The sequence below is a fragment of the Gilliamella sp. LMG 34360 genome (assembly GCF_984568995.1).
The window spans coordinates 1,660,099-1,677,398 of sequence record NZ_OZ474900.1; the positions used below are offsets into that span (position 1 = coordinate 1,660,099).

Here is a 17,300-nt window from a genome sequence, read left to right on the forward strand (position 1 = left end):
ATGTCTAAATTTGGAGAAAAACATGGCTATTATTTCAGGCGTTTTACAGGACGCTCTAGGCAATCCTATTAACGGTACACTAACACTGCGCGCTAAACGCACTACCGCTAATGTGATCGGAGACACGTATATTAAAATTGGTGTCATAGACGGAAATTATTCACTAGATTTACAACCGTGCGAATACGATGTTGTGTTGACAGTAGAGGGTTATCCTAAAAACCATCTAAACAGTATCACTGTATACAATGATTCGCCCGACGGAACGTTAAACGATTATTTAATTAATCCGTCAGGCAGTGATTCAATGCCTGAATTTTTGAAACAGGTTTTTGAGGCTAGGGATGTTGCGCTGAAATCTGCGGCGGAGGCTCGCGAATCTGCAGCAACAGTGGACACATCTAAACTAGACGAGCTATCTAACACTAACGGCAGTGCGCTCATTGGGCATCACGGGAGTAATTTACGGGTCGAACTGGACAACGACGGCAGGCTAAACGATTTAGTGGCAAAAATGGCAGCTGGGGTTGAAGTTCATATTGTTGGTTACGGTGATTCAACCACAGACGGAAACACGACCTCAAGTTGGCAACGTAACGTTGCAGGCACAAATCATAATCTAAACGCCCCTAACGCATGGCCAGCTCAGGCTCAGCGAATATTGCGTGAAATGTTTAACAATGACAAAATCCATGTTCATAATGCTGGATTTTCTGGTCAGCGGATCGATAACGGCTGGGCGGCCAACAACTATAAAACGTGTGTTATAGATAACAAATTCTACGGCGTTCCAGATATTGTATTGATTGGGTTTGGTATTAATGATTCGACCTATAACAAAAACGATATTTTAGGGGACACGTTGCGGGAAACAAATCGATTAATCGATACAATAATCGAGTTTGGTGCGTTGCCTATTCTGCTATCCTGTAACGTGGTTCGAGCAAACGGCACAGAATCAGGTAGGGACAAACTGCAACTTTTGCATCAAATTAATGGAGTCAAACAATATATTGCAAAAACCCGAAACATACAATATCTGGATTTAAATACAGCGGTTAAACAGTGGGTGGCGCAAAATACAAACGGGTATAATTACACTAAATTACAACCAGATTTGACTCACTGGGGCGATTTAGGGCACGCGTTTCAGGCGTGTTGGATAGCCAGCGTATTCTATAACCGTATAGTGAAAATTAACAAAAATAACCCGTATGAAATGGCATTTTTCCAAGACCCGCGAGCTAACTCCATAGTCACAAATAAAGACGTTTCTGTCAGCAGCAATACTCGACCAGGCATTAATATTTATGTTGCGTCCAAAGATCGGGTTGACTGTCGGAATAAACCTATTCTCGATATTTGGGTTTGGTGTGAGCATCTAGACGCGTCAATTGTCTATCGTAGATTATTGAGTGACGCAGGTAACGCGACTATTAAAATCACGGATATGTTGACTGGTGATAACTATACCAAAACAGCAGGGTTTAAAGGCAAAAAATTCAATGATTACAGTGTGTGCGACGCTCCGTTCTATGTTGGACAATTGCAATACGGTCTAAATCGAATTCAATTAATTGGAGATAGTGATCAATCGTCGGCGTTTTTGTGTGGTCATTTTGATTTTGTAGCAAATTATCAGGGCAAAACTGTTTGTAAAAATTTACTACAAAAAACGGGGACATTCCGAGACCACCAAACGGTGACAGCCTCTGCGAAAGACTCTGCCAAATCGGTATCATTAACGTTCTCGCCAGACGTATATGACCCGTACGGTCAAAATGTAGTGCAGTTATTTAATACGGATAAAACCACAAACATTTGTTTGGAGGGTAAATTTTCTGCGGGCACAGGTATTTTTTTGGTTCAGGGAAACGGACGGAAAAAGGACGAGCTGGCGGGGATCATGTTGTACGGTTTTTCAGGTTCATTATCAATCTACAAACACCGTTATAATACAGTAACAGGTGAGGTTAATTTTGAGCAACAGGGAGAGAGCGCAGCAGTTAAATCCGATGATGATGGCGTTTATCGAGTAACGATCAAATCCTATTTTAACAAAAACGGGTCTCCAGTTATCGATATTTACCACGCTGACAAATTGGCAAAATCAATCTCGTGGGACGGTGTGGACCATATTCCACCTCTAGCAGGTGTGGTAGGTAATATACACCGATTCCAGCCAGCGAATAAATCTGCAGATATGCTAGTGGAAATTAGTAAATTTGAGGTTTTTTATACTGATAACTAAACCTAGTGGTAATAACGTATAGTTAATACACAAATAATTCGCCCGATATTTTCGGGCGTTATTTTGATAATTCGTGATATATTAATGTAATTAAATTAAATTTCAGAAAATGGATTGTAAAAAATTGGTAGGCGGTACTGTTTTAAATTGATGAGTGTTATAATAACTTAATTGGATGTGGAAGCGATGTGTTGAAACTGTTGTGTCGTATTTGTGCCGTAAAATCTGTAAAAATCTGTAAAAAATAGTGAACAAATATACATCAATAGGAGCGGCTAACCTCTTTAATTTGTTGATTTTTAATAAATTAATTTTGTGTGATTTTTGAGTGTGTGTCACTCTTAATCAATTGGTCGCGGGTTCGAACCCCTCACAACCCACCACTAAAAATCATCCTATTCAGTGATATTCAAGAGTTAGTAGCTATCTAGTTTACTTATCATTTAAAAATAATACAGATATAAAAAATATAGATATAAAACTCTAGCAGGTTTTAATAATATACCTTATAAGCTTACCAAATTGAACAATTCAAGCTTTTAAACCTGATTTATTGAAAGTTAGGAATAAGACTATCGTTTTAAACAATTATGGGTATTAGCATGAATTCATATCTTCTTCTTTTTCTAGCTATTATTTGTGAAGTGATTGCAACTTCTTCATTAAAGTTATCCAATGGCTTTACTCATTTGGTTTTTTCAATCATTACTATCATTGGATACAGCGCTTCTTTTTATGTACTTTCATTAGCATTAAAAACTATTCCTGTCGGAATTGCTTATGCGATCTGGTCTGGCATCGGAATTGTGCTTATTAGTTTAATTGCTTGGATTTTTATGAAACAGACTTTAGATCTTGCTGCTTTAATAGGTATGGGATTTATTATGTTTGGTGTGGTCATCATTAATCTCTTTTCGAAAGTAGCAGGACATTAAATTATAAAACCATTCATTAAATGGTGCATTACTCAGTTTGGATCTCTTTATTTCATAAAATTACCGAGCCAATTATTTCATATTGGTAATATGACTGTTTCGACTCATCTATGATAAATAACTATAGAACATTTGCTTTAATCGTTTTTGGAAAAACGGTTTATATCTTGAAAAGTCACTTTAGTTTCATAATAAGCCTATTCTTCAAATCGGACAGCATCATAAACAGAAATTATCAGTATGTTATTTATTATTACATCGATTAAATTTAAACCAGGACTTTTGATGATTATTCAAATTGAATTAATTTTCTAGCTGTCTGAATGCAAAATTGTTACTTATCTATCGTACTTAACGTTTAGCGTTACAGCATTTCTAAAATCTTTTTTTGTTTGTGGCAATTTATTTTTACTAATATCTGTTTTTAATCGTCTTATTTCATTAAGCAACTTAGAAATATCTTGGTGTGCATGTGTAATAAAATCATGCCCGGCATCTGTTGCATCAATCAGTTTGATATCTTTGTTTCGTTGTTGTTCTGTTCCAATCCTAATAAAATTGTTACTACTACAATGGATATAACCCGCCAAATCCGCTTGCCCTGTAGGTTAGGTTACATTGTCACTTCTTTTTTGGATTTGGTTTAATTCATCTTCTGACAAAGTGCTATTTTGTGGTATTAACTGCTCAGCAAACACAGGATAATTTTGAGCAACTTCTGGATCATCAATGTTTTTACATCGATTTATAAACTGTTCGATCAAAAAAGAATTATTTAAATCATACAACAATTCAGTCATTCTACGATAGATAATCTCATCGTAATAATTGAGATCATCAATATAATTAATTAGTATTAAATTGGCGATTTTTTGATTAATAGATTGATTATTTTTGTTTTTCACTAATATTTTATGTGCAATAACACTCGGTTCCTCATTGCCTTCTAAAACAATATTGATAAGGGGGGATAGTAACTGGCTTAATTGATCATCATTCAATCCATCATCATGGATTAATGTTAATGCGCTTGTTTGTTGTGATGAAGAATTGAGAGCAATTTGTAGTTGTACAAAAAAATCAGGACATTGTCGAAAATTCTGTTTCGCAATCAATAAATTTTGTTGAGCCTGATTTAAAGCAAGCCATTCATGGGCATTTGCAAGATATTTTTGCCTCAGTTTCCTTATTTCTGACGTTATCTCAAAGCAATCCTCTAATGGTTCATCGGGTAATGCCCAATAATCAATAAGTTGCCAATGCTTGGCATAATCGTTATAAAGGACATTTAATACTTGGTGAATAATAGGTTGATTTTGATTAGGATCAGCGGTGAATAAATCATTACAAATATCGATACATAAATTCATTAATATGTGTTTTTGAAATGTTGAGTAATTATTATCAAGATATACAGACAAATATTTAGCTAACCATTGCGGTGTTCGATATTCGTTCGCTAATTCATATTCCCAATCTTGTCCATTACCGAGGGGGACTTTTAAATCTTGGCAAAGTTTTTCTAATTCATTCATAATTATGACTCAACCTAAAGGTTTATCTGAATTTTTTCACATAAATGGATACTAAATTTAGGTAAAAATGGATTGTTTTAATATCCGAATTTCATACTGTTAATTCATCTCTTTTATTATAAAAAAACAATTTTAGCTCTATCTACCTAAATCATAAAAAGTTTTTTTATTTTAATTCTTATAACAGGTTCATTATCATCTATCATAGGGTTAATCTTATCGTAGACTAACCACATCGAGCCTAAAATAAGATGTGCATTTTATCGTTTTTCGGTGATTTTTTTATTTTATTGAAAGAGAACTGATAACGTTAGCAGATTATAAACTGTTTTTATGTTTTAAGATCTACAAAAAAGCCCGACTTAAGTATATACTCTTTATCAATTTAATTAGTTTAACATGGCAAGTTTTTGTTATGCGTAATTCAATTAGCCTTATTTGTTTTCATCAATTTGTAAAGGATCATTGAGTATGATTTTAGGTAATATTAATCATTTGGATTTAATCCCATATTTACCCACCAAAATTAAGCAATCAATCGAATATGTTAAAGATAATGTTAACAGCAATACGCCAGTAGGACGTTATGATATTGATGGCGATAATATGTTTTTTATGGTGTCTGATAGCACTTTGCGACATATTCATGAGGCTAATCCTGAGTTTCATAAAAAATACCTTGATGTACAAATTGTATTGGAAGGACAAGAGGGAATGGCAGTAAGCACCTTACCACCCCACACTAAGGTATTAGACGACAAATTAGCAGATAATGATATCGCTTTTATCGAAACACCCCCAGAAGAAACCATGTTAATATTACAGTCGAACGATTTCATCGTATTTTTACCCAACGAAGTTCATAAACCGCTCTGTACTATCAATAATAAGATTACAACGGTTCGTAAAGTTGTGGTTAAAATCGCATTGGATTATTTATAATTAGGTCAAGGATATAGGTACAATATGACTTTAAATATCGCTGTTATTGGCGAATGTATGATTGAATTGTCGATGAAACAAGATTCGACAACACGCAGTTTTGGTGGAGATACACTTAATACTTCTGTCTATTTATCACGTTTATTACAAGGTAAAGACTTTGCAATTCACTATGTAACTGGATTAGGCACCGATCCTTTTAGCCAAGAGATGGTTGATAGTTGGCAAAAAGAGCATATTAAAACTGATTTAGTACAAAGAATGTCAGATAAGATGCCAGGACTTTACTCAATTGTCACAGATGATCAGGGTGAGCGTTCTTTTTATTACTGGCGTAATGATGCAGCAGCTAAGTTTTGGTTAAAAACTGCCGAAACAGACAAGATAGCCGAACAGATTACTCGATGTGATTATGTTTATTTGAGTGGTATCAGTATTGCAATTTTAGATGCGGAAAGTATTCTTAAATTATTAGATCTTTTAAAAAGAGTTAAAGCTAATGGTGGTAAGGTTATTTTTGATAATAATTTCCGACCACGTTTATGGAGCAGCCTTGATTTAGCACGAAGTGTTTACAACGATATTCTGAGTTTTACCGATATTGCATTTTTAACGCTTGATGATGAAGATTTGCTATGGGGTAAATTGCCTTATGAGCAAGTAATTGAGCGCACTAAAAACTTTGGTGTAACTGAAATCATCATCAAACGAGGTAGTGATAGCTGCATTGTTGATTGTGCTGAAGGCCGCTTTGAGGTGCCAGCTAATAAAATCGCTAAAGATAAAGTTATCGATACAACCGCAGCAGGGGATTCATTTAGTGCAGGTTATCTTGGTGCACGCTTAAGTGGGCGAGATCCTTCCCAATCAGCATTACAAGGCCATTTAGTTGCGGGTACGGTCATTCAATATCGTGGTGCGATTATTCCTTTAGATGCAACTCCAAAACTAATTGATTAATATAAATGACTAAAAACGGTCGCTAAAGACCGTTTTTATTTTAGCAAATAATCTTGTCAAAAAGTTTCAGGTTAACTATACGTTTGAGTATATAATAGCCAATAACGTGTTCTATTATATATGTGGTATATTTAATCGATTATTACTGGTATAATATACAGTTTATTTCTAATTCATTTCGTTTAAAACACACAAGAAGAGATCTATGTCAATCAAAGATATCGATATTCGTGGTGCGCGAACGCACAATCTAAAAAATATTAATGTTACTATTCCAAGAGATAAACTGGTTGTAATAACGGGTCTTTCGGGATCAGGTAAATCTTCGTTAGCATTTGATACTCTCTATGCTGAAGGGCAACGACGTTATGTTGAGTCATTATCGGCTTATGCACGTCAATTTTTATCATTGATGGAAAAACCCGATGTTGATCATATTGAAGGTTTATCACCAGCGATTTCGATCGAGCAAAAATCAACTTCGCACAATCCTCGTTCAACAGTGGGAACAATTACCGAAATTTATGATTATTTGCGCCTGCTTTTCGCTCGAATTGGCGAACCACGCTGTCCGAAACATGATTTACCGTTAGCCGCTCAAACGGTATCACAAATGGTTGATAGCATCATGGCATTACCGGCTGAAAACCGTTATATGCTACTAGCCCCCGTTGTGACTGAGCGTAAAGGTGAATTTGTTAAGTTATTTGAACAATTATCAGCGAGTGGTTATATTCGAGTTAGGGTTGATGGTGATGTCTATGATCTGTCTGATCCGCCGACACTTGAACTGCAAAAAAAGCATACTATTGAAGTGGTCGTTGACCGTTTTCGTATTCGTGATGATTTAAAACTGCGCCTAGCGGAATCAATAGAAACCGTACTTTCTATTACTAATGGGATTGTAAAAGTTGCCAATTTGGATGATCCACAAGCTGAAGAACATCTGTTTTCGGCTAATTTTGCTTGTCCAATTTGTGGTTACAGTATTTCAGAACTCGAGCCGCGATTATTCTCATTTAATAATCCAGCGGGAGCTTGCCCAGAATGTGATGGTCTTGGTGTACAACAATATTTTGACGCCAAACGCATCGTTCAAATGCCTGAAGTTTCGTTAGCCGCAGGTGCGATTAAAGGTTGGGATCGTCGTAATTTTTACTATTTTCAGATGTTAAAATCCTTGGCTGAACACTATAAATTCGATATAGATCAACCATACGAAAAATTACCTGAAAAAGTGAAAGATATTCTATTAAATGGATCAGGTAAAACCGAAATTCAATTTACCTATTCAAATGATCGTGGTGATGTTGTTAAACGCGTTCATCCATTTGAAGGCATTATTAATAATTTAGCGCGACGTTATAAAGAAACTGAATCACAAACCATTCGTGAAGAGTTAGCTAAATATATCAGTAATCGTCCTTGTCCTTGTTGTCATGGCTCAAGGTTATGTATAACAGCAAGACATGTATTTATTAATGATACTAATCTGCCAACTATTAGTGATTTAAGTACTCAACAAGCAAAAGACTTTTTTGACAAGTTATCATTAACAGGACAGCGAGCACAAATAGCTGAAAAGATCTTAAAAGAGATCAACGACCGTTTGCAGTTTTTAATCAATGTTGGGCTCAATTATTTAACGCTTTCACGTTCTGCTGAAACATTATCAGGTGGTGAAGCACAACGTATCCGACTAGCTAGCCAAATCGGTGCGGGATTAGTTGGAGTGATGTATGTACTTGATGAACCTTCTATCGGTTTACATCAACGAGATAATACCCGACTTATTGATACATTAACGCATTTACGTGATTTAGGTAATACCGTTATTGTCGTTGAACACGATGAAGAAGCCATTTTAGCGGCAGATTATGTTATTGATATCGGGCCAGGTGCAGGTGTACATGGTGGTGAGGTCGTTGCACAAGGTACCCCTAAACAAATTATGGCCAGTAAAACATCATTAACGGGTCAATATTTGTCAGGGAAACAAAAAATTGAAATCCCTGCAAATCGTACAAAAGTCGATAAGACAAAAATGTTATCGCTCATTGGTGCAACTGGTAACAATCTTAAAGATGTGACATTAAATATTCCTGTTGGACTCTTTACTTGTATTACTGGGGTATCAGGATCAGGTAAATCGACATTAATTAATGACACTTTATACCCATTGGCACAAAATGAACTCAATGGTGCAGAAAAAAGTGACATAGCACCTTATAAAGCTATTGAAGGGTTGGACTATTTTGATAAAGTCATTGCAATTGATCAAAGTCCTATTGGGCGCACACCTCGTTCAAACCCAGCTACTTATACGGGATTTTTTACTTCTATTCGTGAGCTTTATGCTGGTGTACCCGAAGCCCGAGCTCGAGGTTACAATCCTGGAAGATTTAGTTTTAATGTAAAAGGTGGTCGCTGCGAAGCTTGTCAAGGTGATGGTTTAATAAAAGTTGAAATGCACTTTTTACCAGATATTTATGTACCTTGTGATCAGTGTCATGGTGCACGCTATAATCGTGAAACGCTTGAAATTAAATATAAAGGCAAATCAATTAATGAAATTTTAAATATGACGGTTGAAGAAGGTCGTGAATTCTTCGATGCTGTACCAATGATTGCCCGTAAATTGCAGACATTGATTGATGTAGGATTAGCTTATATTACCATTGGTCAATCTGCCACAACATTATCGGGCGGTGAAGCTCAGCGAGTAAAACTTGCCAAAGAGCTATCTAAGCGCGATACTGGTAGCACTTTGTATATCTTAGATGAGCCGACCACAGGTTTACATTTCGCTGATGTTAAACAATTACTTGCACAACTTCATTCACTCCGCGATAAAGGTAATACTATCGTAGTGATTGAACATAATTTAGATGTGGTTAAAACGGCAGACTGGATTGTCGATTTAGGCCCTGAAGGGGGCAATGGTGGTGGTGAAATCATTGCTGAAGGTACGCCAGAAGAGGTCGCAAAATCGAAAAAATCGTATACAGGTCAATATTTAAAACCATTGCTTGATAAGCAATAATGTAAACCAACGTTATTGTTATTACAAAAAAGTGAACCAAGGAGAGCATTTTGATATTACAAACATTATTGATGATCATCATCGCTTATTTCTGTGGTTCACTTTCTGGCGCTTTGATCGTCAGTCGAATGATGCATTTGCGCAATCCATTGGAGTATGGTTCACATAATCCTGGAGCGACCAATATGTTACGAATCAATGGTAAGCTTCCAGCAATGCTTGTACTAGTGTTTGATATGTTAAAAGGTACAATACCTGTTTATATTGCTTATCGGATCGGTATTTCACCTTTTTTCCTTGGTATGGTGGGCATTGCAGCATGCCTTGGGCACATTTTCCCTTGTTTTTTTGGCTTTCATGGTGGTAAAGGGGTCGCAACAGCATTAGGCATGATGATGCCAATAGGTCTCGATTTTACTGGCTGCTTTATTTTGACTTGGTTATTGGCATTATTCGTAACAGGTTATTCATCCGTTGCATCAATTGTTGGATTTCTTTTTGCCCCGTTGTATGTTTGGATTTTTAAAGCAGAATTAACGTTACCCGTTACAATGCTCTCTTGTGTTATTATAATTCGCCACAGTAGTAATATTATGCGACTTTTTAAAGGGGAGGAACCGAAAAGTTGGCTTTTCAAAAGCAAAAATAAACATTGAAATTATTGTTAATCAGCATTGGTAACGGTTTTTTATTTTCGTCATTTTTATCTCAATGGTTTTTCATAACAAAATATAATTAAATTGAAATAATAACGTATTTCTTGTTTTATAGATTTTTGAAACAAGGTATCATTAATACTAAATAAAATAGATGGTAACAAAATAGATTCATGCAAATTAGCCCATTATTAGACTCTCTCATGGAAGCATTTCGCTGTTTACCTGGGGTTGGTCCCAAATCCGCACAAAGAATGGCTTTTCATTTATTACAACGCAATCGACAAGGTGGTATTAAATTAGCTCATGAACTTCATGAAGCGATGATTAATATTGGTCACTGTAATGAGTGTCGAACCTTTACTGAACAAGAAACTTGTACAATTTGTGCCAATGTTCGACGCCAAAGCAGTGGACAACTTTGCGTAGTTGAAACACCCGCTGATATTGTTGCTATTGAGCAAACAGGTCAGTATAGTGGACGTTATTTTGTCTTGTTAGGTCACCTATCACCATTAGATGGCATTGGTCCAAGCGATATCGGTCTGGATTTATTGAAAAAAAAATTAGCATCAGAAGCGATTAATGAAGTGATTTTAGCGACTAATCCAACGGTTGAGGGGGATGCTACTGCTAATTATATCGCGCAAATGTGTGGTGAATTTAACGTTGTGGCAACAAGAATTGCCCACGGCGTACCTGTTGGTGGTGAGCTTGAAATGGTTGATGGTACAACTTTATCGCACTCATTTGTTGGCCGCCAAAAAATTGAATTTTAAATTGGTGATCCATAAGATTACCTTATGGATTACCTAAATAATTATCAATAAAATGTTTAGCTGGTTCGATAGAAAAGATAGAAGAGGAAATATATGAAGTATAAAGCTGTTGCGTTCGATATGGATGGTACCTTATTAACAACTGACCGACTTGTGTTACCTGAAACGGCCGAAATGATCAAAAAAATCAGTTCGAAAGGGGTAAAAGTCATATTAGTATCTGGTCGTCACCATAGTGTTATTTATCCTTATTATTATCAACTTCAATTATCAACACCAGCGATCTGTTGTAACGGCACCTATTTATATGATTTTGAAAAACAACAATCATTAGCAGCCAAACCAATGACCAAAGAGCAGGCTAAAACGCTACTTAACCTAGTTCATCAATATGGTATCCATACTTTAATTTATACCGATAGAGTAATGACATATGAAGTGCTTGATGATCATCTTGAAGGATTTTTTAAATGGGTTCACTCATTACCCGATTACTTACAGCCTGAAATCGACAAAGTAGAGAGCTTTGAAAAGGTTATTGAAGAAGCGAAAGCCGTATACAAATTTGCAACCAGTAGTCACAACATTCCAGTGTTACAAGAGTTTTCAAAGGCAGTTGACGCGCTTGGATGTTTTTCATGTGAATGGTCTTGGTCTAATCGTGCCGATGTTGCCATAAAAGGCAATACAAAAGGTAATGGTTTAAGCCATTGGGCCGCGCTTGAAAACATCGATCTAAGCGAAATTGTTGCTTTTGGTGATAGCTATAACGATATTAGTATGTTATCTCTTGCGGGATTAGGAATTGCGATGGGTAATGCCGATGAAGAAGTCAAAGCCAAAGCCAGCTATGCCATAGGTGATAATAATAGTCCAAGTATAGCAGCAGAACTAGAAAAACTGTTTTTATAATTAATACGCCGTGTTTGAAATTCTATATCAAGATAATGACTTAATTGCGATAAACAAGCCAAGTGGTTGGCTTGTGCATCGCAGTTGGTTAGATAAGCATGAAACAGTAGTGGTTATGCAAACATTGCGTGACCAAATTGGTCAACATGTGTTTCCTGTACATAGGCTTGATAGGCCTACTTCTGGTGTATTACTCTTTGCACTATCAAGTGAAATTGCTCGTTTAATGTCTGAACAATTTGCAACAAAGCAAATTGAAAAAACATATCATGCCATTGTGCGAGGTTATGTTGAAGGTGAAGCTATTATTGATTATCCATTAGTGGAAGAACTCGACAAAATTGCGGATAAATTTGCAGACACCAATAAACCCGCTCAAGAAGCAGTAACGGCTTATCGAGGAATTAGTAAAATTGAAGTTCCAATAAAAGTGGGCAAATTTGATACTGCTCGATACAGTTTTGTTGAATTAAAACCTAAAACGGGCCGTAAACATCAATTACGCCGTCATATGAAACACATTTTCCATCCTATTTTGGGCGACAGTAAACATGGCGATTTACATCAAAACCGTGCTTTTGCCGAATTTTTCTCGATAAAGCGACTGATGTTGCATGCCAGTAAGTTACAAATCACCCATCCAATCAGTCATAAACCCATTGTCATAGAAGCCAATTTAGAACAGCAATGGCAAGATATCCTATTGAAATTTATTTAATAAAATTGAATTTGTATAAAAGTTAGCTTGCAAATATTTTTATACATAGTATTATTCTAACGCTTTCTTTTTGATATCTCTATTGAAGAGAAAGTAAGCTATTACATGAATTTATAACAACACGATTGGAAATAAAAATGAAATTATTTGTGAAATTTTTTAGTGTTTTTTTATTAGCACTTATGATAACAGCATGCTCTTCGCAAGAAGATGGACCGGAAGGCGCTGCCAAAGAATTTATGTCTGCTATGTATAAAGGCGATCTTGATAAAGTTACTAGTTTGCTTTACTTTCCTGAAGAGAAGAATTCTTCTGATATGATGTTAATGGAAGGTATGGTAAAAAGCAAAATGAAAATGGCTGTCGATGAAGCTGCTGAGCTTGGCAAAAAGCATGGTGGGGTTGATAAAATTGAATGTACTCTTGTTAACTATACCAATGAAGAAAAAACAGAAGCAAAAGTTCTAGCTACTACTTATTTCAAAGATGGTACTAAAGATGAAGTACATGGTGCAACAACTGTTATAAAAGTTAATGGTAAATGGCTAGTAGCATTTAAAATTTAAATAGATAGTATATATTGATTGATATAATTGATAATAAAAGGGCAAAATAGTTTTGCCCTTTTATATTTTGGAAATTACTTTAATGAAAGTTTATCGTTTTATTCCTATTATTTTTATTCTATTACTCAATTTAGTTTGGGCTGATGAAAGGGAGCAATTTACGCATCAACATGATAATTTATCTTATAACATCAAAGTCGGAGATTGGATTTTTAGAAAAGGCGTACAAGTAGATAGTCTAATTGCTCATCAATTTAGTGGAGGTAAATTTTCCCATATTGGGATGGTGGTATCAATCAACCCAGATATCAAAATTATTCATGCCACTACTAGTGATGATGAGAATTACCCTAATCAGGTCATTATTTCAAGTTTTGATGAATTTATCACACCAGAACTCGCTGAAAAATATGCGATAGCAAGACCCAATTTTTTATCTGAAATTCAAAACCAGCAAATCGCTAATGAGCTTTTGACTAAACAAGGACAAGCTTTTGTTTTAGCTTCTCGCGAGGAACCTCATTTATATTGTACAACATTGCTGTATGACGCGATTATAAAGTACCAGCCAGACTTTACAGTTCAATGGCAGCATACCCAATTTCCTTTCTTTAGCGGTGATTATCTATTCCCGAGTGCTTTTGCCAATCATCCTGATATCACTTGGATCTATCATTATCCAATCTTAAATTGAGGCATTTTTTAAAAGCGAAATAACATGACAACTCATTGAATATTAATTGAATAAACTTTGACCGCGCTTGATACTTGGATTACACTAAGTATAAGATTTATTATTAACTAGATTCATTATGATCCCTAGACTATCAAACTCGCCTCAACTTGATGAGGTTACAAAAACATATTTAATTGCTCTCAAAGAATCTGGCTTTACCGGTGATATAGCAAGCGATTATGCTTCGTGTTTGACTATGGCAACGGATAACAGTATTTATCAATTAATGCCACAAGCGATATTATTTCCTCGTTCAACTGAGGATGTTCAATTAATAACGCATTTAGCCAATCAAGACCCCTTTCAAACTTTAAAGTTTACACCACGAGGGGGTGGTACCGGAACAAATGGACAATCTTTAAATAGGGGTATCGTAGTTGATCTTTCTCGTTATATGAATCGAATTTTAGAGGTCAATATTGAAGAGGGTTGGGTAAAAGTCCAAGCAGGGGTGATTAAAGATCAACTTAATGAATATTTAAAACAGTACGATTACTTTTTTGCACCCGAATTATCTACCAGTAATCGAGCTACGATTGGTGGAATGATAAATACCGATGCCTCAGGACAAGGCTCGATGGTTTATGGAAAAACATCCAATCATGTTTTAAGCGTTAAAGCCGTATTAATTAATGGTGAGATCCTTGAAACAAACAAAAAAAGTATTACAGAAGTTGAGAATCTGGCTAATGATTCAATGATTTACCGCACGGTATATGAATATTGTAAAAATCATCGCCAACTCATTTTAAATAAATTCCCAAAATTAAATCGCTTTTTAACTGGTTATGATCTGAAAAATGTCTTCAATGATAATTTAACCGAATTTGACTTAACACGCATTCTTACTGGTAGTGAGGGTTCATTAGCCTTTATTACCGAAGCTAAATTAAATATCATCCCCAAACCAAAATATCGTTTTTTAATGAATATTAAATACGACTCTTTTCAATCCGCATTAAGTAATGCCCCCTTTTTAGTAAATGCTGAAGCATTGTCTGTTGAAACAGTGGATTCAAAAGTTTTAGGACTGGCTAAAGAAGATATTATCTGGCAATCAATTAAAGAATTAATTACCGATGTTATCGGGCATGATATGCAAGGTATCAATATTGTTGAGTTTGCAGGTAATGATTATGAGTTGACTAAAGGTAAACTCGATAACTTAAGTAAGCAAATTGACAAACTCATGATAAATCATTCCTTAGGTATCATAGGTTATCAAACATGTGAAAACTTAGATGAAATTGAGAAGATCTATGCAATGCGAAAAAAAGCGGTGGGATTACTTGGTAATGCTAAAGGAATGCGTAAACCAATTCCTTTTGTTGAAGATACATGCGTGCCTCCGCAGCATTTAGCGGAATATATCGCTGAATTTCGTGCTTTGCTTGATAGTCATCATTTGTCTTATGGTATGTTTGGCCATGTTGATTCAGGAGTATTGCATGTTCGCCCAGCTCTGGATATGTGCGTTCCTGAACAAGAAAAACTGATGAAAACTATTTCTGATCAAGTTGTCGCTTTAACTGCTAAATATGGCGGATTACTATGGGGTGAACATGGTAAAGGGTTTCGTAGTGAATACAGTCCTGCTTTTTTTGGTGAAGAGTTATATCAAGGTTTAAGAACAATTAAAACTGCTTTTGATCCCCATAATCGTTTAAATCCAGGAAAAATTTGCCCACCTTTAGGTGTTGATGAGGGCATGTTAACCGTCGATTCTACCACACGGGGCTTTTATGATCGCCAAATTCCATTAAGTGTTAAAGAAGTTTTTCACGGAGCAACAGAATGTAATGGTAATGGTCTCTGTTTCAATTTTGATGTGAATAGTCCCATGTGTCCATCGATGAAGTTATCAGGTAATCGAGTTTATTCGCCAAAAGGCCGAGCAACCTTAGTGCGCGAATGGCTACGTTTAATGGTTAAATTAGGTATGACAGAACAAGAACTTAATTCGTTATTAACAACAAAACACAGTTCGTTAGTTGCATTTGCTAAAAAAATAGCCAACACCGTTAAAGCAAAATTTGGAGAATATGACTTTTCACATGATGTAAAAGATTCAATGAATCATTGTTTGTCATGTAAAGCGTGTTCAATACAATGTCCGATTAAGATCGATGTACCTGATTTCAAAGCGCGTTTTTTACAGTTATATCACACCCGTTATTTAAGACCTGTGCGCGATTACTTGGTGGGAAATATTGAGTCATACCTGCCTTTAATGGCAAAAGCACCACGCTTTTTTAATTTTTTTATGAAGATGCCCGTTACAGAATATGTGACTAATAAAACCGTGGGTATGGCCAGTTTACCTATGTTGTCTGTGCCAACATTAAAAAAACAATTGATTGGTCATAACACTGCAAATATCAAACTTGAACAACTACAGAAATTTTCACAAGAGGAGCGCGCTAAGTATGTACTTGTCGTTCAAGATCCATTTACGAGCTATTATGATGCAAAAGTGGTCTATGATTTTGTCTGCCTGATCGAAACGTTAGGATATAAACCCGTCGTTTTACCATTTGTCCCCAACGGTAAAGCTCAACATATAAAAGGTTTTTTAAAACAATTCGCCAAGACGGCGCAAACAGCTGCACAACTATTATCACAAATTGCTCAATTGGGTATCCCCATGGTTGGTGTAGATCCTGCTTTGGTACTTTGCTATCGAGATGAATATAGACTTATACTTCAAGATAAAGTCAGTGATTTTAAAGTATTGCTTTCACATGAATGGTTAACTAATATTGCTGACCACTTGCCAAACAGCACACAATTAAAAACAACCGATAGAGAAAAATGGTATTTGCTAGGGCATTGTAGCGAAACGACACAATTACCCGCCAGTAATCAACAGTGGCAACAGATTTTTAAACAGTTTGGTACTGATTTACGACCAATCCGAGTAGGGTGTTGTGGTATGGCGGGCACTTATGGACATGAAGTTAATAATCTTACAGCATCAAAACAGTTATATGAATTATCTTGGCAACAAGCATTGACCAGCTATCCTAAAGAACGTTGTTTGACAACAGGGTACTCGTGCCGTAGTCAGGTTAAACGATTTGATAAGTTTATTATGAAGCATCCGATCCAAGCATTACTCACCATGATGCAGATGAATTGATTGAAAAAATAGAAGAATATATAGAATACTACAACACCAAACGGATTAAAGCCAAATTAAAAGGCCTGACTCCGGTTGAATATCGAAATCAGGCCTTACAAGCCGCTTAATAAAAGTGTCCAACTTTA

The 17,300-nt window shown here is 35.8% G+C and carries 14 protein-coding genes and 1 pseudogene; 13 read left to right on the plus strand and 2 right to left on the minus strand.

The window, feature by feature from the left end; translation table 11 throughout:
• The first annotated feature begins 22 nt into the window (after window positions 1–22).
• Together AC5LW9_RS07500 and AC5LW9_RS07505 are read left to right on the plus strand one after the other, a co-directional pair.
• The gene (locus tag AC5LW9_RS07500; protein WP_493455561.1) at window positions 23–2,251 is read left to right on the plus strand and encodes a prophage tail fiber N-terminal domain-containing protein; all 2,229 of its coding nucleotides are present in this window, start codon (window positions 23–25) and stop codon (window positions 2,249–2,251) included.
• A gap of 602 nt (window positions 2,252–2,853) precedes the next feature.
• Entirely contained in the window at window positions 2,854–3,186 is a 333-nt protein-coding gene (locus tag AC5LW9_RS07505) for a DMT family transporter (RefSeq protein ID WP_198228393.1), read from the plus strand.
• Window positions 3,187–3,524: 338 nt separating this feature from the next.
• On the opposite strand, the gene AC5LW9_RS07510 is transcribed toward AC5LW9_RS07505, so the two are convergent.
• On the minus strand, window positions 3,525–3,776 hold the full coding sequence (locus tag AC5LW9_RS07510) for a hypothetical protein (RefSeq protein WP_198236641.1): 252 nt from the start codon (window positions 3,774–3,776) through the stop codon (window positions 3,525–3,527).
• 18 nt (window positions 3,777–3,794) lie between these two features.
• Window positions 3,795–4,721, minus strand: a complete 927-nt coding sequence (locus AC5LW9_RS07515; protein ID WP_493455562.1) for a hypothetical protein — start codon at window positions 4,719–4,721, stop codon at window positions 3,795–3,797.
• A 471-nt stretch (window positions 4,722–5,192) separates the two neighbouring features.
• On the opposite strand from AC5LW9_RS07515, the gene AC5LW9_RS07520 reads away from it, so the two are divergent.
• The 11 genes and pseudogenes from AC5LW9_RS07520 to AC5LW9_RS07570 all read left to right on the plus strand — a co-directional run.
• Window positions 5,193–5,663: a NanQ anomerase/TabA/YiaL family protein gene (locus AC5LW9_RS07520; protein WP_334324764.1), complete on the plus strand. Its 471-nt coding sequence runs from the start codon at window positions 5,193–5,195 to the stop codon at window positions 5,661–5,663.
• Window positions 5,664–5,687: 24 nt separating this feature from the next.
• Complete coding sequence (gene kdgK / locus AC5LW9_RS07525; protein ID WP_198236643.1) at window positions 5,688–6,623, plus strand: 2-dehydro-3-deoxygluconokinase; 936 nt, start codon at window positions 5,688–5,690, stop codon at window positions 6,621–6,623.
• Window positions 6,624–6,834: 211 nt separating this feature from the next.
• Window positions 6,835–9,666, plus strand: a complete 2,832-nt coding sequence (gene uvrA / locus AC5LW9_RS07530; RefSeq protein ID WP_198228470.1) for an excinuclease ABC subunit UvrA — start codon at window positions 6,835–6,837, stop codon at window positions 9,664–9,666.
• A gap of 50 nt (window positions 9,667–9,716) precedes the next feature.
• Window positions 9,717–10,322, plus strand: a complete 606-nt coding sequence (gene plsY, locus AC5LW9_RS07535) for a glycerol-3-phosphate 1-O-acyltransferase PlsY (protein WP_216355782.1) — start codon at window positions 9,717–9,719, stop codon at window positions 10,320–10,322.
• Window positions 10,323–10,495: 173 nt separating this feature from the next.
• Window positions 10,496–11,101 carry a recombination mediator RecR gene (recR, locus tag AC5LW9_RS07540; RefSeq protein ID WP_086326811.1) on the plus strand — a complete coding sequence of 202 codons (606 nt, stop codon included), beginning with the start codon at window positions 10,496–10,498 and terminating at the stop codon, window positions 11,099–11,101.
• 93 nt (window positions 11,102–11,194) lie between these two features.
• Window positions 11,195–12,013, plus strand: a complete 819-nt coding sequence (locus AC5LW9_RS07545) for a pyridoxal phosphatase (RefSeq protein ID WP_086326812.1) — start codon at window positions 11,195–11,197, stop codon at window positions 12,011–12,013.
• A 10-nt stretch (window positions 12,014–12,023) separates the two neighbouring features.
• Window positions 12,024–12,731, plus strand: a complete 708-nt coding sequence (gene truC, locus AC5LW9_RS07550) for a tRNA pseudouridine(65) synthase TruC (protein WP_086308554.1) — start codon at window positions 12,024–12,026, stop codon at window positions 12,729–12,731.
• A 137-nt stretch (window positions 12,732–12,868) separates the two neighbouring features.
• The gene (locus AC5LW9_RS07555; protein WP_144091445.1) at window positions 12,869–13,297 is read left to right on the plus strand and encodes a DUF4878 domain-containing protein; all 429 of its coding nucleotides are present in this window, start codon (window positions 12,869–12,871) and stop codon (window positions 13,295–13,297) included.
• Window positions 13,298–13,379: 82 nt separating this feature from the next.
• A complete protein-coding gene (locus tag AC5LW9_RS07560) occupies window positions 13,380–13,991 on the plus strand; it encodes a hypothetical protein (RefSeq protein WP_493455563.1) in 612 nt (203 codons plus the stop codon).
• 118 nt (window positions 13,992–14,109) lie between these two features.
• The gene (gene ydiJ, locus AC5LW9_RS07565; RefSeq protein WP_493455564.1) at window positions 14,110–17,172 is read left to right on the plus strand and encodes a D-2-hydroxyglutarate dehydrogenase YdiJ; all 3,063 of its coding nucleotides are present in this window, start codon (window positions 14,110–14,112) and stop codon (window positions 17,170–17,172) included.
• Window positions 17,173–17,180: 8 nt separating this feature from the next.
• Window positions 17,181–17,282: pseudogene (locus AC5LW9_RS07570) on the plus strand (IS3 family transposase); the annotation flags it as partial.
• Window positions 17,283–17,300: the final 18 nt, after the last annotated feature.